The following is a 21,723-nucleotide window of genomic DNA, read 5'->3' on the forward strand; positions in this document are numbered from 1 at the left end:
GAAAAATCCCTACTCAGCATAATACATGAAACCGATAGCTCCAGGACCCGTATGAGTACTGACAATCGGTGTTGTTTCTTCAATGGTAAAGTTGTCATAACCTGAGATTTCCCGCACTGCTTCCTTAATACGCTCTGCCAGTTCGAAGCCGTCTGCGTGAACTAGTCCAACACCCTTAATTGTTTTGCCCTTTGTGTCAGCAGCAAATTGGTTCTTTAGGTACTTCACAATCTGCGAATGGCTTCTGGCTTTGGAGACAGGAGTATACTCGCCTCCCTCAAGAGAAGCAATCGGCTTGATATTCAATAAAGATCCAATCATTGCTTTTCCTTTGCCAATGCGGCCGCCTTTGACGAGGTTCTCGAGCGTATCGACAACGACAAATAAGCGTGTTTGTTCTCTTATTTGATTGAGCCTTGAGAGAATTTCTTCGGCGTTTTTTTCTGAGGCAGCCATTTCCGCAGCTTCAAGGACCTGGAACGCCAATCCCTTGGAAATAAAGCGGGAATCAACTACGTGAACCTTTGCACTTGTCATTTGGGCAGCGCTTTCCGCTGAACGCACCGTTCCGCTCATACCGCCTGTCATATGTATTGATATGACCTCAAACCCATCTGACCCCAACTGGTCATATACCTTCAGGAATTCCCCTGCGGGTGGCTGTGAGCTCTTGGGCAATTCAGGAGAAGCTTTCATCTTTTCCATGAATTGCTGTGGGGTAATATCCACTCTGTCCAAGTAATTTTCTCCATTTATTGATATGGACAGCGGGACGACAATAATGCCCCATTTTTCAATGATTTCATTACTTAAATCACAAGTAGAATCCGTTACTATTTTGATTTTAGCCATAAATTCACATCCCTATCAAAAACACTACTACTATTATACCTGTTCATATTTGCATTTTAAAACATTTAACACCTGTCTCATCTTAGGAAACGGGAACCATTGGGGTATGCGGACTTGCATTTTAACAGGCTTATAAAAGAATAAAAGCGCCTTTAGGGGCGCTTCAAAAAGTAAAACTCTATGCATTGTTTTTCAATTCGGCCGATTTGAATAATTGTTCATAATCTGGCCATTTCATCACTCTTTTTAAGTACTCTTTGAAAGAATAAAACTTTTTTGCGTTTCTTTCCTGATAGATTGCTGTGATAAAAGTTTGCAAACGGACTTGGATCATAAAATAATAAGGGCTCTCTTCTTCCAACACAGGAACTTCAACGACTTTAACCTTCTGTCCAACAACATTTTTGAACTCTAGGCTTTTGAATAACAAAATATCAATCCTCTTTTATACCCGTTTGATTATATTATACCCTAAATCCTGGTCGAAATGTGTCTGTTTGCGCGGATAAATAAATTTTTTTAATGAACTATATATACTAGTCATGCATAAAGACATCTTCCTTTTATAGGTTTTTATCAAGTGGACATCTTAACTCAATCCTATGCACATTACAGGAATTTAATGAGAAAGGTGCTGACTGACCTTTAGTGACAAAAAAAAGAACGTGCGGTCCTCCGCACGTTCGCTTCTATCAATATTTATTCTGGTTATAAAGATGGATCCTCGTCTTCCATGTCACCATATTTCTCTTGCCATTCTTTTTCTTTTTTCAGCTTCCGTTTGTATACAACCTTTGAGAGATTGATGCTGATTTCATATAAAATCAGCAGCGGAATCGTCACGAGAATATCTGACATGAAATCAGGAGGAGAGATGACGACCGAAATCACAATCAGGATAAAGTAAGCATACTTTCTGATTTTGACAAGGACATAAGGGTTGATGATGCCCAGTGATGTCAGGAACATGACGACAACCGGCAATTCGAACAATATTCCGAATGGAATCGTCATGTGCATGATGAACTTAAAATATCTTTCGGCTGTGAAGTTCGTTACCAGCATTTCTCCGCTCAGTTCAACCAGGAAGTTCAATACAGTCGGAAAAATGACAAAATAACCAAAAGCAAGGCCTACGACAAACAGGATGAAAAGAGCCGGAATATAAGATAGTGAAATTTTTCGTTCAACCGGTCTGAGAGCTGGTTTGACGAACAGCCAAATCTGCGTGGCCAATACAGGAATCGTCCCTGCAATCGCGATGATGGTGGCTAGCATAAAGTAGATCCAAACGATATCACTCGGACCAAGAACAATTAATTTAACATCCAGATCCCGGACAAAAAAGTTATAAATATCCTGAACATAAACAAAACCAATGCCAAAGAAAATAATAAAAGCGATTGCCGAAACAATCAGCCTGTTTCGCAGTTCATCGAGATGATCAACCAGATTCAATTCTTTATCTTCCATACCTATCCCCTGCCAATTCCATTTGGTGCAATACATGAAACAAAGGCAATAATTCCTTGCCCTGAAAGAACAAAAGCGCAAGCGCCCTGGTCTGCCCCGACTGGCACCGCCCTTCAAAAACGCCACATCGTATAGCTGTCGGTTCTGGCACGCCCTGTGCCTCGGTGGACCGACTGGTGAAGTCGTTCTTTGACTTCAATGGGCGGACCGAAATCGAAAAGTATAGCCGACTGTCCAGAAACGCGGAACCTGGAAACCCCGACAAAGAAGCGCTTTTTTCTTCTGCCGGCGGAGTTGAAGTTTCGAAGTTTATAGAGGCGAAACTAGACAATTCGAAAAGCGGAGGCGACTGCCCAACTCCGACAAGCGTTGGAGGGCCTGACTGTGAAGTCGTTCTTTGACTTCATTGGCAGGACCGAAACGTCTCTAGGAGTTAGGCGCCGCAGCTAGACAAGTGTCTCAAGGGGCCAGGCCCTTGAACACCATTTGTAGTTATCCACAACTATTTCATCTTAATTTTTCCAAAACAATGAAAAAGGTGTAAGACAAAAGCATCTTACACCTTATTTAGTAGCTTTTGTAATTTCCTTTTTTTCTTCTTCAAACTCATCCATAACATCGCTTGTCAATTCACGAGTTGATTTCTTGAATTCACGAAGCGTCTGACCAAAAGCACGGCCGATTTCAGGCAGCTTCTTAGGTCCAAAGATAATTAAGGCCAAAACAAGGATTAAGATTAACCCAGGAACTCCGATGTTTGATAACATATCAACATCTCCTTTTTCTTTTTGTAAATCTACTATGATTATATTACTTTTCCACCTGCAATTGGAGGAAAGCCGTGAAAGTTCATAAGAAATTCACAAAGGCACCAAAAATCAACATTCTGTGACATTCCCTATTCTATAACATCTTTCCTTAATTATCTATTATTAATATTATACCAGTAAATTAAACAGCTGATTATCCTTGTTCAATTCCATAAAGGCAAAGCCTTTTTTTTCAAGACTCGCGCGGAGCCTTGGATATTCATATTTATCCTTTAATTCAATCCCTACAAGAGCAGGACCGCTTTCTTTATTGTTCTTTTTTGTATATTCAAATCTGGTGATGTCATCGCCAGGACCAAGCACATCATCAAGGAACTCCCTCAATGCCCCGGCACGCTGCGGGAAATTAACGATGAAATAATGCAGTAAACCTTCATGCAGCAATGATCGCTCCTTGATTTCCTGCATTCGGCTGATATCATTATTGCCTCCGCTGATGACACAGACAACAGTCTTCCCTTTTATTTGTTCACCAAGGCTGTCAAGAGCTGCAATTGGCAATGCTCCAGCCGGTTCAGTGACAATCGCATGCTCATTATATAGTTCAAGGATGGACGTGCAGACCTTGCCCTCAGGTACAGCAACAATTTCATCTATATTTTCGCGGCAAATTTCAAACGTCTTCATCCCGACACACTTAACAGCCGCTCCATCGACGAATGTATCAATCTCTGTAAGGGGAACAACTTCATTCTGTTCAAATGAAGCCTTCATGGATGCTGCTCCGCTCGGTTCCACGCCAACCAGCCTTGTAGACGGCGAAACACTCTTTATATATGTACTCAAGCCAGCCATTAATCCGCCGCCGCCAATGCTCGCCACGACAAAATCAACAGAAGCCTGACAGTCATTCATGATTTCGACCGCTACCGTACCCTGGCCGGCGATTACTTTTTCATCATCAAACGGGTGGATGAATTCCCTCCCCTCTCTTTCCGCACATTCACGGGCAGAACGGTAGGAATCATCAAAGGTGTCACCTGTGAGAACAATCTCCACAAATCCGCGTCCAAACATCTCGACCTGACTGATTTTTTGACCTGGTGTCGTTGCTGGCATATAGATTTTCCCGTTCACTCCCAACTGCCTGCATGCGTATGCGACACCTTGAGCATGATTGCCGGCACTGGCACAAACTACACCATGCTCGATCCCTTCTTCCCATAGCTGCTTCATTGAATAATACGCTCCCCTTAATTTGAAAGAACGGACATGCTGCAGGTCTTCACGTTTCAAATAAATTGAAGCACCATATTTCTCGGATAAACGTTGATTAAATTGCAATGGTGTATGGGCAACAACTTCTTTAAGATGCCGAAAAGCAATCAGAATATCCTCCACATTCACCCATTTTTTCTTTAGTGTCTCTTGTTCCATATCGTCGCCCTCACTCTCCAAAAAATATTAATTTGTTCATTATAACACAAAGTCATATCTTATAAAGTGAATTTTTATAATATTTAAAATGTTAGGCTTTCAGATTGAATAAAATGGTTGTAAAATAACATATAATAACGAAAATATGCTGGAGGGAAAAAGAATGGAATTTTCATTGAACAGTTTTGATGGCGCTTTACCAGTTGAGGTAACGGTTGATGAAGACAATGGGCGTTATATGATCCGAAAAAGTGATACTAGCGGGGAGTATTTTAATACACCGGTTGAAATGATTAAATGGATGCGGGCCAATTTTAAGGCAGATGATTTTTGTATTCCTTCCCAATTCAACGAAATGATGGAAAGCTTGGCTCAGTTCGAATAACATTTAAAACTAGCATTCATCTCATGTTTTTTCATTATGTGGAAGCCGCCAAACATGTAAAACGCGTAATTTTCAATGAAATCATCCAGCAGGATTCATTCGTCAAGTAAACCCCTGCAGAGTATGCAGGGGTTTTAAATGTATTGCTTTATGATGCAATTCGCTTTGTTTTACGGGAGTCAAGAATGATAGCCCTTACTTCCCCTGCGAGTGTTATTAAATCCTTGTCCCTATACTGCCTGCAGAAAAGCGGCTGACTGATGATGACTTTAATTTTTGCCGGCTTGACTAGTCTCCCATTCTTTTCAAATATATCTGCTGTCCCCTGAATTGAAATCGGCACGATTGGAACCCCTGATTCTTTCGCCAGCCGGAAGCCCCCTGCTTTGAAGAGACCTACCGGAGCACCTTTGCTTCTTGTGCCTTCAGGAAATATCACTAATGAATTCCCTTCTTTCAACAGATCTATCCCCGACTTAATGGAGTCGGCTGCGGTTTTCCGATTTTTGCGGTCAATAAATACACAGTTAATCGCCTCCATCCAGGCCGATAAGAGCGGTACTTTTTTCACCTCAATTTTTGATATGAAACCAAATGGTTTATCGATTGCCATAATCAGCACCGGAATGTCAAAATTGCCCTCGTGGTTGGATACAAACAGGACCGGTCCATCAGGGATGTGATGAGAACCTTCTATCTCTACTTTAGAGCCTGTCAATCCCATGAATGTTTTGGCCCAGTTTTTAGGCGTCTCATGAATCAACAGCTGTTTCTGCTCTTGAGGCATTTCTTCGGGCAGCCTTTTTACCCTGGAAAGCTTGGGGATGCTGGTTATTAGATAGCCTCCCAAATAAACAAAACACGCGATTAATCGAAGCATTGTTTCCTCCTAAGTTTATTCTGTTGTCATTATACTGGATTTAAGCCAGCGAGACTATATGTATAAGAAAATTGTCAGAAAAAAAGCAGCCATTTAAAAATTGGCTGCTTTGCTTATTACTTCCGCTTATAAATCAAGAACTCATAATCATAAGGATTCTTTTCATCCTTCAATCCAATCTCTCTTGATTCGAGCTCCCATTTATCGATATCGAACACAGGGAAAAACGTATCTCCTTCGAATTGGTGATGGATCATCGTCAGGTACAGTTTGTCTGCATGCGAAAGAACTTCCTTGAAAATCTCTGCTCCGCCGATGACGAAGATTTCTTCAGAGTTGTTTTCGTCGGCATATGCTAACAATTCCCCAATTGAATGCATCACCGTACATCCTTCTGGCTGGTAATTTTCATCACGGGTAATGATGATATTTTCTCTTCCAGGAAGAGGCTTTCCAATTGAATCGTATGTTTTTCTTCCCATGGCGATCGGATGTCCCATCGTCACACGCTTGAAGAACTTCAAGTCCTCCGGCAGCCTCCATGGAAGCTGATTATGGTATCCAATAACACGGTTTTCATCCATCGCCCAGATTAATGAAATCATACGCTTACAACCCCTTTGATATGCGGATGCGCCTCATAATTGACTAATTCAAAATCTTCATATTTAAAATCGAATATAGATTTGACATCAGGGTTGATCTTCATTTGCGGCAGCGGTTTAGGATCCCTGGTCAGCTGCAGTTTGACCTGCTCAAGGTGGTTTGAATAAATATGCGTATCCCCAAAAGTATGAACGAACTCCCCTGGCTCCAGGTCACAAACATGAGCCACCATCATAGTCAGTAGAGCATATGAAGCGATATTAAACGGCACGCCAAGAAATACGTCTGCCGACCTCTGGTACAACTGGCAGGAAAGCTTCCCGTCCGCTACGTAAAACTGAAACATGCAATGACAAGGCGGCAGGGCCATTTTATTGATTTCAGCCACATTCCACGCGTTGACAATCATTCTTCTCGAATCAGGATTGGTTTTGATCGTATGGATCAATTCGGAAATCTGGTCCACCGTTTCTCCATCAGCACCTGTCCAAGAGCGCCACTGGCTGCCATAGACAGGACCGAGTTCCCCATTTTCATCCGCCCAATCATTCCATATACGCACGCCGTTTTCCTGCAGGTACTTCACGTTAGTGTCACCGTTCAGGAACCATAGAAGTTCATGGATAATCGATCTCAAGTGGAGTTTTTTTGTAGTCAGCAGCGGAAATCCATCCTGGAGGTTAAAGCGCATCTGATAGCCGAAAGTGCTGATCGTACCAGTACCTGTTCGATCTTCCTTTTTTACACCTGTATTTAATACATGTTCGCATAATTCTAGATATTGTTTCATGAATCTCCCTGCCCTTCTAACGTTCAATTACTTTTTCTTATTTTAGCAAATTCCACTGCGGTGGGGGAAGGATATCTCCTTATTTTGAATTCTCTTATTACTTTTTGCCATCTTATTCTATTTTTCCTGCAGGATTGTACAAGAATAGAAAAAAAGGCCTACTCGAGGGCCTCAATATATTGATAGGTTTGCGGAGCAGCTTCTTTAAGGAGTTTCGAAGGCATTCCGCCAATATGAAACATCGCAAAACTTTCAGCAAAGTATTCTTCCGGATAATCCAAAAAATAGGCGCGGCCTGGGAACAGCAGCCGGCTTTCACGTTTCCAGATCTCTAAAAATCTTTCTTCCTGCCTGATACCGCCATAAACATGGCGGTCAAGAGAGTGTGCGAACTCATGGAGCTCGAGATTGACAGAACCATGCCCTTTTCCTTTTTCACTGCTGCCGATTTTCACAAGAACGGTCCTCGATCCGCCAATCCCGGGAACTTGATCCCACGTTTTTTTTGATGTATAGCCACGAGGAACAACTCCTTTTAAATGGCTTGCAGTAGGGTTATCTGTCAGACTCCCTTCAAATAACTTCACTTTGATATTGCTGTTCACAGCTTTTCGAAGCATGGTTTCAGGGAGGACAGTAAGCCTGTTTATAATCATTGCCGCCTCTGCCTGATCAAAATCCTTTTCCGGCAGAACAACCAGATTGCCGGCAAGTTGAACAGCTTCCGGGTTTAGAGATTCGTATAGAAGGGATTGCTTTGGATATTCATATAGGAAGATTCCCTCCATATTGGCATTGGAGCTTCCAAGCATGGTAAAGGAGAGGACGATAACAATGAATATTTGGATTATTTTTCGCATTGATATCTCCCTTTCATGTAGGTTGAATCTAAGATGTGTCAGGGTAGGTTGATGGTTTGGAGAGGGTTTGGCTCGATGATTCTATAAAAATTATAACATAGGAAACTTGGTTGCTGACCGGGAAAAATAGTGGTGGAAATATTTAGTGCGTTTGAGGCGTTTTCATACTGGGTAATCTTGTTCCGTCATCCTCTGTTCCAAGCTTTCCAAGAATCTAATCCTGGTAAAACATAAAAAAACACATGTGATTTTTGATCAATCACATGTGTTTTGCTTTTAACAATTAAACTTCAAGTCCGAAATTCTGGCAGAGAGCGGCCAAGCCTCCGGAGAAGCCGCTGCCGATGGCATTGAACTTCCACTCTTGATTGTGACGGTAAAGCTCACAAATGACGACTGCCGTTTCGACAGAGAAGTCCTCGCCCAAATCGAAACGAAGGATTTCCTCGCCATTATCCTCATTAACCACTCGAGCGAAAGCGTTTGATACCTGGCCGAAATTCTGGTTTCTTGCTTCGGCATCATGGATGGTGACAGCAATGGCAATACGATGGACATGGGAAGGCACTTTCGAGAAATCGATGAGGATTTGTTCATCGTCTCCGTCTCCTTCACCGGTCCTGTTATCACCAGTATGCTCTACCCCTCCGCTAGGATGCTGCAGCTGATTATAAAAGATGAAGTCTGAATCTTGTTTGCACTTGCCGCTTTCGTCTGCTAGAAAAGCAGAGGCATCGAGGTCAAAACTGCCGCCAGCATAGCGATTAGTATCCCATCCCAAACCGATGATCGCGCGTGTCAGTCCAGGATTCGTTTTTGTCAGGTCGATCCGTTGACCCTTTGACAGGTTGATTCCCATATCTATACACCCCTTATTTCAATAGCATTAGAATACTAGGTTTTAAGTATATGAACGGACTACTTCACTCAGCCCAGGAGCATTTGTGCCAGTTCCTACCGCTGCGAACTTCCACTCATTGTTATTGCGGTAAATTTCCCCGACAAGCAAGCTTGTCTTGCCGCTATAGTCTTCTGTTAGATTGTATTTGATCAATTCCTGGTTATTGGAAGGGTTCACAACACGGATGAATGCGTTGCGGATCATGCCGAAATGCTGCTTACGCTTGACAGCATCGTAAATATTAACGACGAATACCAATTTTTCGATATTGGCAGGTACTCTGCTTAATTCAATATACACTTGTTCGTCATCGCCATCTCCATCACCAGTCAGGTTGTCCCCAGTGTGTGTGACGCTGCCATCCCTGCTCTTCAGGTTGCCAAAATAAACAACATCATTGTTGCTTTGCAGCTTGTCGTTAGCGCCCAGCATGATCACGGATGCATCACAGTCGATATTCGCACCGCCTCCGCCGCCGAACAAACCGCCGAACAGGCCGCCTCCGCCGCTTTTTTGGACAGGATCCCAGCCGAGACCTACCATGATTTTAGAAAGACCTGGATTTCCCTTTGTTAAATCGACACGTTGTCCTTTTTGTAAGCTAATAGCCATTCCCTTCACCTCTTGTAAGTATTTTAATAGTTATATAAGTAAAAATGAGCAGTTCTTATTGCTGCTTCATTTTCTTAAAATTTTCCTGGAGCTGCATCAGGCGTTTTGAGCCTTCTTCTCTCAGTCGTTTGTTTTCTTCTTCAATCGTCTTTGTTTCCTGCATGCCCTTCATGATGATATTCCAGCTTTCCTCAATCGTCTCAATCTTGATGCTCGGAGCACCAGACAAGCGGGCGATGTCGACACTCTGGCTGGAAATATTCTGTGCATTCCTGACAAGCATTTCATTTGTGCGGCGGTCAAGTTCATTCATGGAGTCTGCCACAAGCTTTTGGCGTTTTGCTGCCACTGCCTGGATCAAACCATTCTTGAAAATAGGGATGGTCGTTACGAATGCAGAGTTAATCTTACCAATCAGCTTTGTGTTCCCGCGTTGAAGCAGCCTGATCTGAGGGGCAGTTTGCAGGGCGACCATCTTTGCCATCTCAAGATCATAGATTCTTTGCTCAAGCAATTCAATTGCATTGCGAAGCGTATCAAGCTGCATGGAGGCCATCTGGTCGCCAGCAGAAGCTTTCGCTTCCACCTGAGGAAGCTGGTTGGTTTTAAGCTCATTGACTTTAAGCTCGCCGGCAACGACGTATTTCTCAAGAGTCAGATAGTATTGATAGTTTTGCTCATACATACGTTCAAGCATATTCGTGGAGTCGACCATTTCACTTTGATACTTGGAGATTTCAATATACACATTGTCAATCTCCTTCCCCATCGTCTGGTATTTGCCAAACAGCTTCTCTACCAGCTTTTCGCTTTTCTTGAACAGCTTGCCGAACAGGCCGCCGGAAGTTTTTTCAAAATCCTTCTTGTCGAATCGATCCATGATCTTCCCAAGCTGTTTGAGTAACTCACCTGAATCTTCGACCTTCGTGGTCCGCATATTGCCAAGGATTTGGTCAGAGAATCTTGAAATCTCGACTGCTGGCTCTTTCCCGAACTCAAGAACCTGGATTTGGTCACGCTCATCGATGCTGCGTGCCAGGTTCTGGACCTCAGGCTCGTTCCTCAATGCTAGCTTTAAATCTGACACTGAGGCTTCTGTCAATTTATCTTCAGGATTGGCAGTTACAAGGCTTGTATCTTGGTTTTGTGTTGGATTCATCAACTTAATCTCCCCTTAAGTTCTTTAATATTCCTTGAAAAATGACTTTTTTGATGATAGAAGGCTCTTTAAATTCCTGCTCAAAGACCACATCTTCGAGCCAGTGTGAGTCAAAAGCACTTTCATCGATGAAGTTTTCGATATCATTGTGGCCAGGCGGATTGTAAATGATCAGGTCAACACCGAATTGATTCAACAGCAGCAGGAGCGCAGCGTCGGACCTGGTCATCGTTCCGTTCAATTCATTATTGTATAAAATAAGCTTAGGGACATCCTGGGAATAATCAAACTTCTGCAGCATTTTCAAGATCTGTTCAGGCACCTGCATTGCCTGGGTAAAAAGATAAATTTTGAGTTCTTCCTCATTTTCGCGATGCTGGGGTTTCAGTTTTGGACTTGCGCACAAATTTCGAATCCCTGCTGCCAAACCTTTTTGAAGCCCTGTAGGCAAATGCCCGTACTTCCAGTAATGGGTGCCGGCCATTTTCTCCGGGTCCAGCAGCCCGTCCTTCCCCAGAGCGTTCCGATAGTGGAATCGGAAGTCACTATTGGCGCCAGAAGATAAGGGGAAATTCTTGATCAGCAGTGCATTTTCATGGGTCAATGCTCCGTGAAGGCGATCCCAGTATTCCCGGCGATTCCTGCTCACTCCATTGATTTTTGCAAATAAAGCAGGAACCTTTACCGTACCGTTCTTGACTTCAAAATTCGGTCTGATCATCGCTTTTTCCTTCGCCAGCAAGAATAGTTCATCATATGTTGTTTTCAAGGTGAGCGCAGAAGGGGTGTAATCCCTCAACTGCCAAGGTTTATACAATCCAGATCCTTCATGGTTCAGGATCGTTTCGATTTCCCGTGATGCTCTGTAGGCAACCGTGGCGCTCCGCTTGCGTTTTTCAGCAGGGAACGGCTCCGGATTCTTCTTCTCTGGATACATATGGACAAATGATTGTTCCTTATTCGGGTCAGCCAGCGAAAAGATATCATTGCCGCCTGGAGTGAATGAAACAATATCACATCCAATTTTCATGACGAAGTAAAGGAAATATTGATGGCTTTTTTTGTAATCACCGTACCATAGGAAAGCAGGCATCCTTTTTTCAGGGTCTGCGTCATTTAATGGTGCTTCTAAATGATTGAACGACCATTTGATCACATCGACAAGAATCCTCCGAAGTTCCGGGCTTTTAAGTCCGCCTTCTTCATTTGCTGCAAAAAACTCAAACATCCCGATTGCTGCTTCCCTGATTTTCCGATGAAGCAGGGAGCTTGTGGATGAGATGAGCAATTTTTCGCCATCCAGGAATGCGACAAATCGGTTGATCGAGAGGCTCTGCTCCGCGTTAATGTTGATGATTTTCTGAATCGACTGGAAATGTGCATTATCAATGGTCTTATCGAGCGATTCATCACTCAATAAAATCAAACCCTGATTATGGACATAGTCATACAGCCGGTTATAATACTCATCCTCATCGAGCGGAATGCCCACGAACCTCGCTATGACCTGGCCAATATGCAGCGCATTGCCTTCTTTCTGAAAAAGAGGGCGCTCTGCTGTTGGCTTCTCCAGGAGCACAGACCAATTGTCATAGGTCACAGGCAAAGTATGTATTTTTATTTGATTGATTGATGGATACATAAAATCACTTCCCACTAACCAAGAAAGTCTAGGATTTCTATCATAAGCTTATTCATGGAACAGCCTATATTTACCATCATACCATACATTGGGCTTAATTTTTGATTCGTATTAGCTAGTACGGTTGAAAACGGATAAAAGTTTCATAAAATTGCACTTCCGATGTATTTTCACCTTTATACCCGTCCATGCATATAGTTGAGTACTAAGGTCAGGAAGGTGAATTCCCATGCGATTTTTATATAAAAGGAAGCCAGCCGAAGCATTGCGGTTCGAAATCCAGGCTGTGCGTGATGTGATGTGTTCCGGGCATTTTGTACTGCTGGATTTGTTGTTTTATTCATTCCTGTTCGCATTATTGATCATGCCTGTGACAACGGGAATGCTGCAATTCGGCGGGGTTTTACTGCTAATTTACAGCACTTTTGCCTGCCTGTTTTTACTCATCCGGAAAATCTTCCATATCATCGACTACTCTCAAAAATGATTTCCCTGATTTTTTCAAGTATTTCCTCCCCCGCATGCACGCCCTGCAATTCAGTGAAGATATAGGTGAGCAATGGATTGCATTCGGAGAGTTCTCCATGTGAAGGAATGAAACTGTGGTCGCATTTAACCAGGAAGTCCTCATCCAGGAGAGAATCTCCCGCGCCTATAAGAGTGCCGATGCCTTCTCTTTCTTTGATAAAGGAAACCGCTTCCCCTTTGCTGATTGGGGCGGGCATGAAATACAGTTTCCTTCCTTGATAAGATACCCTCCATCCATAGGCAGATGCTTTCCTTTTGAATTCCTGTACTTGTTTTGCCTCAAGTTTTTCTTCCAATAGATAGTAAAGGAATAGTTCTTCTGCCGAATTCAGTCTTCCCTTAACCTGATTCGTTTCCTTTTGCAGGAGATCTTTCAAGTCATCGTGGGATGCACATTCCGCTTTAAGTCTTCTGGTGATGTCTTCACGCCAATCCGGCAGGGGCTTTCCCTCGCATAGAACCTCAGCACCATTGTAGGTAACTGCATATTTTACAGGGATCCGTTCTTTGAAAAGGCTAATCCGATTATATTGTTGAGTTGTCCTTGTCGTAACAGGCACCAGAAGCAACTCCTCCGAGAGTCCATGCAAAAGCTGAATAGCTTTTTCGGTCATGAAGGAGAGATCCTTCCCGTCCAATTTTTCGACCGCTTGCAGTTGTACAGGCGTTGCTGTTCCTAAATCCTTTAGCGCTCTCCTGGAATAAATGATCGTTCTGTCCAGGTCTGTTGCAAACATCATGGTGTCTTACCCCTTTAACTGCTTTATTAGGCCGCAGCATGCATAATCCATCTCTGGATAATGCAGCACTTCGACCTTTTTTTCTTTTGCAAGCATTAAAATATGCTTAACATACGGACTATCAAAATCCTTTACGAGAACCTTCCAGGGCACTCTTCGCAGAAGAACCCTTGTGGTTTCGCCCACACCCGGTTTAATCAGGTTGATATTTTCAATGTCAAATTCAGTGCTAATTCTTTTGACGATATCCAATCCGGAAAAATCCACCTGCTTTTCTTCTGATAATCTGTTATCGGCTTCCTTTTCGGCAAGTTCAAATACCCTGCTGAATTCCCCGCTAATGACCCTTATAAAATCATTGGATACATCGAAATCCATGAACTCTCTGTAAAATTTCGCTCCATGAAAATCGTCGACCCCAATAAAATCTTTATTCAGTACAGTTCTGCTGACCAGGCCGGAAACGGTTGAATTAAGACATGCGCTCGGAAGAAGGAAGTCTTCCTGAGTGCCATACAAAGATGAGCAGTGACCAGGATCTGCCAGGACGGCAATATTGTCATCCAGCATGAAACCATGTTTCTCATGGATCTCCTGACATGATTTTTGCAGTTCCCGGGAAATGGCGCCTTTTCCCGTCCAGCCATCAATAAATTGGATTGGCATCCCCGGGTGCGTCCTTTGAATATGCAGAATTGCATTTTCGTCAACGCCCCGCCCCCGGATGATGGATATGCTGTAATGCGGAAGATTAACACCGTATTTATCTAATAAATATCGCTTTATTAATACGCCTACTGGCGTGCCTGCGCGTGCGAGCGATACGAGTACAGCATTCTTTCCTTTTGTTTTATAAATTTGTTCGGCTACGATCCCGGTCAAAAGCGCAGATTCATATTTATAGGAATCTAGCAGATCCCAGAAAAAATCCATGTATTCCTTACTGGGTTTTCCCTCAATGGGCAACGTCTCACTGTAATGGCCGCCATTCTGGATTTGCTTCTCCCTTACGGCAGAGTGTCCCTCCAGGTTGATTCCGGTCAAATCCTTGAGGAGGAACAAGACATCTTCTGAGCTGTACGAGCCAAACGCTGTTTCAGACATCATTCATTCCCCTTCCTGCCATGATAGAATACGATTTTGATTGACGGAATTCCCGCCTGGCGGAATTGCTCAAGCAGTGGCTTCAGGGACTCATCTGTCACTTCCCTTTCAAAAAAAATCATCGCTTCATCATAGTGGAATGGCTCCACATTGTATAAATAATGTTGAATTTCATGATCTTCCGGATTAGGGAACGCCATGCCGTATCTTGCTCCGTAGCCGTCTTTGTCGACAACATGAATCGGACTTCTCGTCGTGGATTGAAAGCGAATATCCCCACCGATAAGCGAGGCAATTTTCATTGGGATATACATGAATTCGCCCGTGCCAACCGCCAATACCCTTTTCCCCGTAACCATCCGGGAAAGTTCGCTTGATAAAGCAGAAATGCTTTCGTCCAGTTTACGTCTATCCTGCTCATCCATTCCAAATCTTCCACTAAGGGCGGCATAAGGAATATCTGCTATCTTCCCTCCGAAATAAGTTGCATCCTCTTCCCCGGAGTATGAATCAAGGTAAACTTTCTTTACTTCCTGTTCCGGAAGTTTGAAAAGCTGCTCATTCTTCGACATCTCCTTATCAGGAGATTGGCCTGTGACTGTAAATGTCCCTCTCAATAAACTTGCCGATCTGATGGTAATTCCCAGCTCCTTCTCAAGCTGCGAAAATTTCTCGAGATCTGATGGTGACCTCCAATCCAAAATCGAAACAACAGTATATACCTTACGCGGGAACTCCGCTTGGATCGAAGAGATGATATTAATGGCCGTCTTCCCGGTGGACATCTCATCATCGACAAGAATAATTTCACGGGTGTTGTCCAATAGATCTTTCGGTATATAGCAGCGATGGGAAGTAGCATGTGAATGTTCTTCCTCAAATGTGATGACAGGGCTTTCACCCGCCACTGCCTCTCTTGTCGTGTGGAAATAGTCTGCCTTCTTGAAAGCTGCGAAGAATGATTGACCAAGAGCGGTCGCTGTTTCTGCAAACCCGATTATAACCGGAGAGTTATCTTCAGGGATGAATGCCTCAGGTACGACAGGAATTCCCTGCATGAAGCGGTCTTCGAGGTTCAATCCCTTAGCAAAACTTTTTCCTGCAGTTTCAATCGTATATATGTCAGCCAATAATGAACCTGTCAGCAATCCCCTGACAGGAGGGATCGGCAAATGCTTACCTAAAATTTTGCTGACAAATAGGAAGGAACGTTTTTTGTTCCTCCTTGCCGCCATAACAAACAATTCCTCAAGCGGAAAGCGAAAGGGATAATATGTTATTTCCAATTCAATCGAAAGGCTGTCAAGAATTTGATATGAATATTTCTTGTTTGAGTAAGTCGATGTTTGTGATTCCATCTTGAAGCACCCCGTATACCTGAGATTTCCGCAACATCTTTTGTGCCCAGTAGTAATGCGGTTTAATTTCGTTCATCTTATTGGCGAATGCACTCTTTCTGACACCATTGTGATGTTCTGCTGATTCTACTATATTCTTGGCGTCGATGTATTCTTCATAGCTGACTGCGTTCAGGGCATGTACCGTTTTTATGTGACTTGGATGAATAATCGTCTTTCCCGTCAACCCGTTCGCAATATCCATCAACACTTCCTGGATCAGTCCGTCCATATGGCGGTCAATCAACTCAGAACGCCACTTTAAGCCATCCTGGCCAAAGGCTGACTTAAAAGGTGTCTGCCTTAGCTGCGGTTTCAGGATTCTCTGGGTGGAAGAAAAATATTCCCACACAGGACCTGAAACAACATATGGACTGTCAAACCTCAAAAACAAATTGACAATGTCAGAGATACAGTCACGAATGACTCCGATATCATAAACCGTTGTGTCCGCATTCCTCCTGATTCCGTACAGACCGCTGAAATCAGTCGCCCCGATCCGGACATTCAGGACAAGGTGCCGGAATTCATCGACCACTGCTTTAATCGACAGCAGCTCTTCAATTCTCGTTTCTTTTTCTATGATTCTCTTCGTCTCGAGGATCGGCATGGCGTAAAGGAGTATGCCCGTTGCATTAAGCTGATGTATGTATTGCAAGATCTCACGGCCGGCAATGGGCTCGAATTTTGGGATAACAATTCCTGTTAGCACTTTCAGAGCTTCCCCTGCAGATTCAGAAATGTATTGCAGCTGCCTCAGGCTTCGGACCCGGACAAAAATAAGCGGAAGTTCCTCATTGGAAATAAATCCTTTTTCAAGTGCCTCATCCAGGTGCTTCAATTCTGTAACCAATTGTTCCTCGGCCTCAACCACTTCATGGTCAGCGATTGAGTCCTCAAGGCAAATTACCATTGAAGCAAGGCCATAATGTTTTTTGACAAGCAATTCCTGATGGATGTTTTTCCTTGTCGCTGGCATGTATAAGGTCGCTCCAAGTGCATATGACAAAAGTTCCCGGTCGGTGTGCTTGGTAAATTTGCCCGGCCTGACAAAGAACAAGCTGTCTATGTCTTTTTCATATAGATCCGAAAATATTTTCACGTGATAAATCCCCTTTTTTGGGTGGTGTAGACTGCTTCAGCAAGGAATCTCTCTAAAAATGTTTAAGAGATAAAAAGAAAGGGAGCAGACCGAAGTCAGTTCCCATAGGTGAAGTATCTATTTATTGAGCGTTTTTTTGCTGTTCGTTTGTCACTGCCTTTTTCTTGTTCATATAGTGTACAACGAATGTTGCTGCGAACGTGACAAGCAGCAGGATAAAGAAGTAAATGTGATCCAGATGGAAACCAAACACACCTGCGAACATTTTCGCTGCAATAATCAGAATCAAAATGTATGCAGTTGTTTCGAGCTCAGGGACACGGTCGATCAATTTAAGGAATACCCCGGCGACTCCACGCATCATCAGTACTCCAAGCATACCGCCAAGCAACAGCACCCATACTTCCTGGCTGATTCCAAAGGCCGCAAGAACACTGTCAACCGAGAAAGCAATGTCCATGATTTCGACAGCGGCAACCGTTCCCCAGAATGTACCGAACAAGCGGATCAGCAGCCCGCCCTGGTTGACTCCTTCAATTTCCTCGATATCAGGGTCTTGACCCTTTCTCTTATCCATGAAGTATTTGATCGCAAGCCAGGCCAGATAACCTGCCCCCAGTACTTTTACCCACCAGAATTCAATTAAGTACACACCGATTCCGATCGCGATGAAACGGAAAATGTAAGCACCCAGCAATCCATAAAATAAGGCTTTCTTCCTTTGTTTCTCTGGCAAATGTTTAACCATTACCGCCAAAACAAGCGCATTGTCCGCGGATAATAGCCCTTCCATGATTACCAGTGTACCAATCAATCCCCAGCTGACAGGGTCGCTTAAAACCCTGACCCACATCTCCCAATCAAAAAACATTGCATACGTATCAATAAAACCTTGTAAAATTGCTGGCATTCGTGCAGTTCCTCCCACTGTGTTCTATCTCTGTATTTTTTCTATAGAAAGACCCGGCTGCTGCCGGGCCTTGCGAAACATCTTATTACATTTTATCCTACTTGAAGTCCAAAGTCTGTAGCAAGTGCTGCCAAACCGCCCTGGTAACCACTTCCAATTGCACTGAATTTCCATTCGTTGTTATGGCGGTAAAGTTCGCCGACAACGATGGCTGTTTCAATTGAGAAATCTTCTCCTAAATCGTAACGGATCAACTCTTCATTCGACCCTGCATTCACGATTCTGACATAAGCGTTTGATACCTGGCCAAAATTCTGGCGTCGGGCTTCCCCATCATGAATCGTGATTGTGAATGCGATACGCTTCACTTCAGCTGGGACTGCCGCTAAGTCAACAGTAACTGATTCATCATCGCCGTCTCCTTCACCAGTACGATTATCACCAGTATGTACGACTGAACCATTGCCGCCCGTAGTATTGTTGTAGAATACAAAATCAGATTCAGAAGTTACTTTCCCGCTTTCTCCCAGTAAAAACACAGAAGAATCAAGGTCAAAATCATTACCGCCATCGTATTTATTCGTATCCCAGCCAAGTCCGACAATTACCTTCGTCAATCCCGGATTCGTTTTTGTCAAATCTACTTTTTGGCCTTTTGCTAAACTGATTGCCATTTTTTCTACCTCCAAAAATTTATTCCGTTATTCATACGGTTAATGATAATAAAAGTTTCGTTTTCCTACAAATATTTTTTCACAAATACTTCCTTAACACAACTATATCAACTTCTCCATTTAGGAGGGGTATTTTTTGCCCAGAAGATCGTTCCAAGCTCATAATGCGTCTGGAAGTTGTCGTGGTAGGTATGGTAATGGAAATTAAACCAGAAGCCTTCCTTTGGCGGTTGGTCCCTTCTGACATGGAAACGGATAATGTCCTTGCCGTCCTCGCCGATGATATGGAAGATTTTTTCCGATTCCCCGCCGCTTGGCATTTCAGTAATCCGCAAAGAATTCAGTTGTTCGCCTGGATATTGAGCAGCTACCATTTCGATGGCTTTTTCTATATTAGGAAGAATCGATTGACGGAATTCATCCTCGATCACAGGCCCAATCTTTGCACCAAACTTTTGGAAAGATTGTTGTTCGGCTTCCATCATCGTCCGATAAACGAACTTCTCCCTTTCAACTTCCTCATCAACAGGCGCCTCATATGTATCAATGAACGCAGTTTCCGCAGAGGAAGATCTCTCCGTCCTGTCTGTATTCGTTGTGTTTAAAAGCACATTCGCCTGGGCGGGCGAAACCATCCCAAACGTGAAGATGGAAATCATGACGACCAGCGATTTACGCAGCCATGCTGGCATGGGAATCACATCCTTATGGAATTTGGTTCTTGAAATCCATGAAACTATCAAGTTATTTGATTATATTTACTTCTGTATTTTTATATAGCATTATTATAACTTGTTTATACGCAAAAATGGGCAAAGGGTTTCAAATTTTTTGAAAAAGGCTATAAGAAAATATTAGGAACTTTTTAAATAGAGCACGTACAAGGAGGTCGGTTTCGTAATGGAATGGCTAATCGTAGCAATCAGTATCTTTATGCTGGGGTATTTTGTTTATTTAGGAATCGCGGATTGAACTATTTGGAGTTTAAGTAGATTGGAGTTTGATATGCTGCATTATGATGACGGCCGTAAACTAGCCAGTTTAAATCATAATGACCTATCGAAGTAATGATGGACAGTAATTTGGCTTTTTCTTTCTTTTCTGTCCGTCATCGGTGTTTTTAAGGATTCTGGGAATCTATAAGGACTTAATGATTAATAAAAAGAATACCAAAAAAAGGTTCGGAATGCTCCCATTCCGAACCTTTTCTGTCCTTTTATTGCTTTTTTCATAAGTAATGACACACCAAACTACTATTACTATGCTTCAACTGAAAACTTCTAAGCCCAGTTGGCGATCTTCTTAAGATTCAAGGCAGCGAAAGTTACCAATGCCCGCATTTGCAATATTTCAAACCCTTGAGTGTCGTCCAAGTAAGCGTTCATAGCCCTCCACATAAAGTTTTGATTACTGTTGATTGGAGTGCGGGCTCAGTTGGACAGTTGAGACCCCACAGACGCCAGCGGCGTCGAGGAGGCTCAGCGCCAGCCCCGCGGAAAGCGAAGCGCCTGGAACGGAAATCAACAACTCGATTTGACGCTAAACTAAAAAACACTGCAGAGATGCTCGACTTTGATCGAGTGTATCTACATTGTGGAATGAGATAACACCTCATTCTCTTTCGATTACACCAAAATGGAATTTTGAAGATTTTCTGCGATGAACTTTGAAACCAAATTCGGCGAACCTGTTGCTGCGGAAATGATCTTTAAGAATAACTCGCTTCCGTGCTACCCTGATCGCCTCATCCAATGTTTCCTTAGACAGCCCTTCATAGACTGCGAAATGGGAAAGCCCCCTGATGCCATCGGATTCCAAGATCGATTCATCGAACATCGGATCAAAGTATACACAGTCGACACTTCTGTCTTCTTGTCTTTTCAAGACATTCAGCGAATAGCCTTGTATCACTTCTATTTTGCTCATAGCCTGATTGATTTCCTGATAACCGGAATCCCATGCTTTTAGTCCCTTTTTTACCAGATAGGCCAATTCTGGCCGGGCTTCGACTCCCATTACAGACCCTGTTTCCCCAACCGCAAAACTGGCCACGATGCTGTCCGAGCCGAGACCGAGTGAACAATCAAGAAAGCTCATTCCCGTTTCCAATCCCGCAGCTTCTATTAAGGGATCGCTCTCCCCTTTCATCAGCCGTTTGATCCGGAACATCGCGGAATTCGGATGGAAAAAGAACGGTTCTTTTTCACCCAGAGGAAAAAGCTCCAGGCGCTCCTTCCCAACTACAAGGCAATCATCATGATGGATATCCTGGATGGCTGAAACAGACCTTTTCTTCCTGGGTACAAATTCCGCCTTCAGTTCTGATGCAATCATTTTTGCTTTATATGTTAACTCTTCATTTGTTCGTCCTGCCGTTGTCACAAACACATCTTACACCTCGACTCATCCCAAAGGAAAAGGGACGTCATTTGACATCCCCTTTCCAATCAGTTTAGCAGTTTGCTTCAAACGCTGCCATCAGGTTATCCATAATTGCTTCCATCGGCTGCCCTTCAATGTCATGGCGCGGGATGAAGTGAACGACTTCCTTCCCTTTTAACAGTGCCATTGAAGGTGAAGATGGCTCAATTCCTGTAAAATACTCACGCATTTTTGCAGTTGCTTCTTTATCCTGGCCGGCAAATACCGTCACGAGATGATCAGGCTTCTTTTCACTGCGCAGGATTGCCTGAGTCGCTGAAGGACGTGCAAGGCCAGCAGCGCAGCCGCATACAGAATTGACCACGACCAGGGTTGTACCTTCGGCCTTTTCCACGAATCCTTCCACTTCATCTGCAGTAAGCAGTTCCTTGAACCCCGCGCGGGTCAGTTCCTCGCGCATCGGTTTCACCATTTGCCTCATATATTCTTCATATGCCATTGACATAATGAGATCCCTCC

Annotated in this window: 24 protein-coding genes; 2 read left to right on the forward strand and 22 right to left on the reverse strand. The window is 43.5% G+C overall.

Going from position 1 to position 21,723, the window contains the following annotated elements:
- Positions 1 to 9: 9 nt before the first annotated feature.
- The 5 genes from EJA10_RS15845 to ilvA all read right to left on the reverse strand — a co-directional run bounded on the left by EJA10_RS15845 (position 10) and on the right by ilvA (position 4,532).
- Entirely contained in the window at positions 10 to 852 is an 843-nt protein-coding gene (locus tag EJA10_RS15845; RefSeq protein WP_125480979.1) for a DegV family protein, read from the reverse strand.
- 178 nt (positions 853 to 1,030) lie between these two features.
- On the reverse strand, positions 1,031 to 1,282 hold the full coding sequence (locus EJA10_RS15850) for a DUF2535 family protein (RefSeq protein ID WP_125480980.1): 252 nt from the start codon (positions 1,280 to 1,282) through the stop codon (positions 1,031 to 1,033).
- Between the two features lie 278 nt (positions 1,283 to 1,560).
- Positions 1,561 to 2,325, reverse strand: coding sequence for a twin-arginine translocase subunit TatC (gene tatC / locus EJA10_RS15855; RefSeq protein ID WP_125480981.1), 765 nt, complete (start codon positions 2,323 to 2,325; stop codon positions 1,561 to 1,563).
- Between the two features lie 563 nt (positions 2,326 to 2,888).
- Positions 2,889 to 3,092 (reverse strand): twin-arginine translocase TatA/TatE family subunit, encoded by a 204-nt coding sequence (locus tag EJA10_RS15860; RefSeq protein WP_125480982.1) that lies wholly within the window; start codon positions 3,090 to 3,092, stop codon positions 2,889 to 2,891.
- Positions 3,093 to 3,263: 171 nt separating this feature from the next.
- Complete coding sequence (gene ilvA / locus EJA10_RS15865; protein WP_125480983.1) at positions 3,264 to 4,532, reverse strand: threonine ammonia-lyase IlvA; 1,269 nt, start codon at positions 4,530 to 4,532, stop codon at positions 3,264 to 3,266.
- Positions 4,533 to 4,695: 163 nt separating this feature from the next.
- Here ilvA and EJA10_RS15870 point away from each other — a divergent pair, with 163 nt between their 5' ends.
- Positions 4,696 to 4,917, forward strand: coding sequence for a hypothetical protein (locus EJA10_RS15870; RefSeq protein ID WP_125480984.1), 222 nt, complete (start codon positions 4,696 to 4,698; stop codon positions 4,915 to 4,917).
- A gap of 148 nt (positions 4,918 to 5,065) precedes the next feature.
- Here the strand turns inward: EJA10_RS15870 and EJA10_RS15875 are convergent, their stop codons facing one another.
- The 8 genes from EJA10_RS15875 to EJA10_RS15910 form a co-directional block, all read right to left on the reverse strand.
- Complete coding sequence (locus EJA10_RS15875) at positions 5,066 to 5,797, reverse strand: lysophospholipid acyltransferase family protein (RefSeq protein ID WP_125480985.1); 732 nt, start codon at positions 5,795 to 5,797, stop codon at positions 5,066 to 5,068.
- A 116-nt stretch (positions 5,798 to 5,913) separates the two neighbouring features.
- Positions 5,914 to 6,402: a dihydrofolate reductase gene (locus EJA10_RS15880; RefSeq protein WP_125480986.1), complete on the reverse strand. Its 489-nt coding sequence runs from the start codon at positions 6,400 to 6,402 to the stop codon at positions 5,914 to 5,916.
- Complete coding sequence (locus EJA10_RS15885) at positions 6,399 to 7,193, reverse strand: thymidylate synthase (protein WP_125480987.1); 795 nt, start codon at positions 7,191 to 7,193, stop codon at positions 6,399 to 6,401. Before EJA10_RS15885 ends, EJA10_RS15880 begins: the two co-directional genes overlap by 4 nt.
- A 158-nt stretch (positions 7,194 to 7,351) precedes the next feature.
- Complete coding sequence (locus EJA10_RS15890; RefSeq protein WP_125480988.1) at positions 7,352 to 8,053, reverse strand: anthrax toxin lethal factor-related metalloendopeptidase; 702 nt, start codon at positions 8,051 to 8,053, stop codon at positions 7,352 to 7,354.
- Between the two features lie 283 nt (positions 8,054 to 8,336).
- On the reverse strand, positions 8,337 to 8,912 hold the full coding sequence (locus tag EJA10_RS15895) for a TerD family protein (protein ID WP_125480989.1): 576 nt from the start codon (positions 8,910 to 8,912) through the stop codon (positions 8,337 to 8,339).
- A 42-nt stretch (positions 8,913 to 8,954) separates the two neighbouring features.
- Positions 8,955 to 9,566: a TerD family protein gene (locus tag EJA10_RS15900; RefSeq protein WP_125480990.1), complete on the reverse strand. Its 612-nt coding sequence runs from the start codon at positions 9,564 to 9,566 to the stop codon at positions 8,955 to 8,957.
- Positions 9,567 to 9,621: 55 nt separating this feature from the next.
- Positions 9,622 to 10,725 carry a toxic anion resistance protein gene (locus tag EJA10_RS15905; protein ID WP_125480991.1) on the reverse strand — a complete coding sequence of 368 codons (1,104 nt, stop codon included), beginning with the start codon at positions 10,723 to 10,725 and terminating at the stop codon, positions 9,622 to 9,624.
- 4 nt (positions 10,726 to 10,729) lie between these two features.
- Positions 10,730 to 12,367 carry a YceG family protein gene (locus EJA10_RS15910; protein WP_125480992.1) on the reverse strand — a complete coding sequence of 546 codons (1,638 nt, stop codon included), beginning with the start codon at positions 12,365 to 12,367 and terminating at the stop codon, positions 10,730 to 10,732.
- 229 nt (positions 12,368 to 12,596) lie between these two features.
- Between EJA10_RS15910 and EJA10_RS15915 the strand changes: the two genes are divergently transcribed.
- Positions 12,597 to 12,854, forward strand: a complete 258-nt coding sequence (locus EJA10_RS15915; protein WP_125480993.1) for a hypothetical protein — start codon at positions 12,597 to 12,599, stop codon at positions 12,852 to 12,854.
- Here the strand turns inward: EJA10_RS15915 and EJA10_RS15920 are convergent.
- The 9 genes from EJA10_RS15920 to EJA10_RS15960 all read right to left on the reverse strand — a co-directional run bounded on the left by EJA10_RS15920 (position 12,832) and on the right by EJA10_RS15960 (position 21,709).
- Positions 12,832 to 13,635 carry an HAD family hydrolase gene (locus EJA10_RS15920; RefSeq protein WP_125480994.1) on the reverse strand — a complete coding sequence of 268 codons (804 nt, stop codon included), beginning with the start codon at positions 13,633 to 13,635 and terminating at the stop codon, positions 12,832 to 12,834. The genes EJA10_RS15915 and EJA10_RS15920 overlap by 23 nt on opposite strands.
- A gap of 6 nt (positions 13,636 to 13,641) precedes the next feature.
- The gene (locus tag EJA10_RS15925; protein WP_425462102.1) at positions 13,642 to 14,742 is read right to left on the reverse strand and encodes a cysteine protease StiP family protein; all 1,101 of its coding nucleotides are present in this window, start codon (positions 14,740 to 14,742) and stop codon (positions 13,642 to 13,644) included.
- Entirely contained in the window at positions 14,739 to 16,097 is a 1,359-nt protein-coding gene (locus EJA10_RS15930) for a phosphoribosyltransferase family protein (RefSeq protein ID WP_125480995.1), read from the reverse strand. The genes EJA10_RS15925 and EJA10_RS15930 overlap by 4 nt, the downstream gene beginning before the upstream one ends.
- On the reverse strand, positions 16,042 to 17,238 hold the full coding sequence (locus EJA10_RS15935; RefSeq protein ID WP_125480996.1) for an HpcH/HpaI aldolase/citrate lyase family protein: 1,197 nt from the start codon (positions 17,236 to 17,238) through the stop codon (positions 16,042 to 16,044). The genes EJA10_RS15930 and EJA10_RS15935 overlap by 56 nt, the downstream gene beginning before the upstream one ends.
- Positions 17,239 to 17,359: 121 nt before the next feature.
- Positions 17,360 to 18,148, reverse strand: coding sequence for a TerC family protein (locus EJA10_RS15940; RefSeq protein ID WP_125480997.1), 789 nt, complete (start codon positions 18,146 to 18,148; stop codon positions 17,360 to 17,362).
- A 92-nt stretch (positions 18,149 to 18,240) separates the two neighbouring features.
- Positions 18,241 to 18,822: a TerD family protein gene (locus tag EJA10_RS15945; RefSeq protein WP_125480998.1), complete on the reverse strand. Its 582-nt coding sequence runs from the start codon at positions 18,820 to 18,822 to the stop codon at positions 18,241 to 18,243.
- A gap of 107 nt (positions 18,823 to 18,929) precedes the next feature.
- The gene (locus EJA10_RS15950; protein ID WP_125480999.1) at positions 18,930 to 19,514 is read right to left on the reverse strand and encodes a YpjP family protein; all 585 of its coding nucleotides are present in this window, start codon (positions 19,512 to 19,514) and stop codon (positions 18,930 to 18,932) included.
- 919 nt (positions 19,515 to 20,433) lie between these two features.
- Positions 20,434 to 21,210, reverse strand: a complete 777-nt coding sequence (locus EJA10_RS15955) for a class I SAM-dependent methyltransferase (RefSeq protein ID WP_125481000.1) — start codon at positions 21,208 to 21,210, stop codon at positions 20,434 to 20,436.
- A gap of 64 nt (positions 21,211 to 21,274) precedes the next feature.
- Complete coding sequence (locus tag EJA10_RS15960) at positions 21,275 to 21,709, reverse strand: BrxA/BrxB family bacilliredoxin (RefSeq protein WP_125481001.1); 435 nt, start codon at positions 21,707 to 21,709, stop codon at positions 21,275 to 21,277.
- Between the last annotated feature and the right edge of the window lie 14 nt (positions 21,710 to 21,723).

The organism is Mesobacillus subterraneus (assembly GCF_003937825.1).
Classification (GTDB): domain Bacteria; phylum Bacillota; class Bacilli; order Bacillales; family Cytobacillaceae; genus Mesobacillus; species Mesobacillus subterraneus.

Bases quoted from the DNA above. Each gene is read 5' to 3' on its own strand.
- EJA10_RS15890 (WP_125480988.1), bottom strand. From the start codon at position 8,053: ATGCGAAAAATAATCCAAATATTCATTGTTATCGTCCTCTCCTTTACC.
- EJA10_RS15860 (WP_125480982.1), bottom strand. From the start codon at position 3,092: ATGTTATCAAACATCGGAGTTCCTGGGTTAATCTTAATCCTTGTTTTG.
- EJA10_RS15895 (WP_125480989.1), bottom strand. From the start codon at position 8,912: ATGGGAATCAACCTGTCAAAGGGTCAACGGATCGACCTGACAAAAACG.
- EJA10_RS15880 (WP_125480986.1), bottom strand. From the start codon at position 6,402: ATGATTTCATTAATCTGGGCGATGGATGAAAACCGTGTTATTGGATAC.
- EJA10_RS15960 (WP_125481001.1), bottom strand. From the start codon at position 21,709: ATGTCAATGGCATATGAAGAATATATGAGGCAAATGGTGAAACCGATG.
- EJA10_RS15920 (WP_125480994.1), bottom strand. From the start codon at position 13,635: ATGATGTTTGCAACAGACCTGGACAGAACGATCATTTATTCCAGGAGA.
- EJA10_RS15940 (WP_125480997.1), bottom strand. From the start codon at position 18,148: ATGCCAGCAATTTTACAAGGTTTTATTGATACGTATGCAATGTTTTTT.
- EJA10_RS15950 (WP_125480999.1), bottom strand. From the start codon at position 19,514: ATGCCAGCATGGCTGCGTAAATCGCTGGTCGTCATGATTTCCATCTTC.
- ilvA (WP_125480983.1), bottom strand. From the start codon at position 4,532: ATGGAACAAGAGACACTAAAGAAAAAATGGGTGAATGTGGAGGATATT.
- EJA10_RS15930 (WP_125480995.1), bottom strand. From the start codon at position 16,097: ATGGAATCACAAACATCGACTTACTCAAACAAGAAATATTCATATCAA.
- EJA10_RS15915 (WP_125480993.1), top strand. From the start codon at position 12,597: ATGCGATTTTTATATAAAAGGAAGCCAGCCGAAGCATTGCGGTTCGAA.
- EJA10_RS15845 (WP_125480979.1), bottom strand. From the start codon at position 852: ATGGCTAAAATCAAAATAGTAACGGATTCTACTTGTGATTTAAGTAAT.
- EJA10_RS15925 (WP_425462102.1), bottom strand. From the start codon at position 14,742: ATGATGTCTGAAACAGCGTTTGGCTCGTACAGCTCAGAAGATGTCTTG.
- EJA10_RS15885 (WP_125480987.1), bottom strand. From the start codon at position 7,193: ATGAAACAATATCTAGAATTATGCGAACATGTATTAAATACAGGTGTA.
- EJA10_RS15870 (WP_125480984.1), top strand. From the start codon at position 4,696: ATGGAATTTTCATTGAACAGTTTTGATGGCGCTTTACCAGTTGAGGTA.
- EJA10_RS15910 (WP_125480992.1), bottom strand. From the start codon at position 12,367: ATGTATCCATCAATCAATCAAATAAAAATACATACTTTGCCTGTGACC.
- tatC (WP_125480981.1), bottom strand. From the start codon at position 2,325: ATGGAAGATAAAGAATTGAATCTGGTTGATCATCTCGATGAACTGCGA.
- EJA10_RS15945 (WP_125480998.1), bottom strand. From the start codon at position 18,822: ATGGCAATCAGTTTAGCAAAAGGCCAAAAAGTAGATTTGACAAAAACG.
- EJA10_RS15900 (WP_125480990.1), bottom strand. From the start codon at position 9,566: ATGGCTATTAGCTTACAAAAAGGACAACGTGTCGATTTAACAAAGGGA.
- EJA10_RS15875 (WP_125480985.1), bottom strand. From the start codon at position 5,797: ATGCTTCGATTAATCGCGTGTTTTGTTTATTTGGGAGGCTATCTAATA.
- EJA10_RS15905 (WP_125480991.1), bottom strand. From the start codon at position 10,725: ATGAATCCAACACAAAACCAAGATACAAGCCTTGTAACTGCCAATCCT.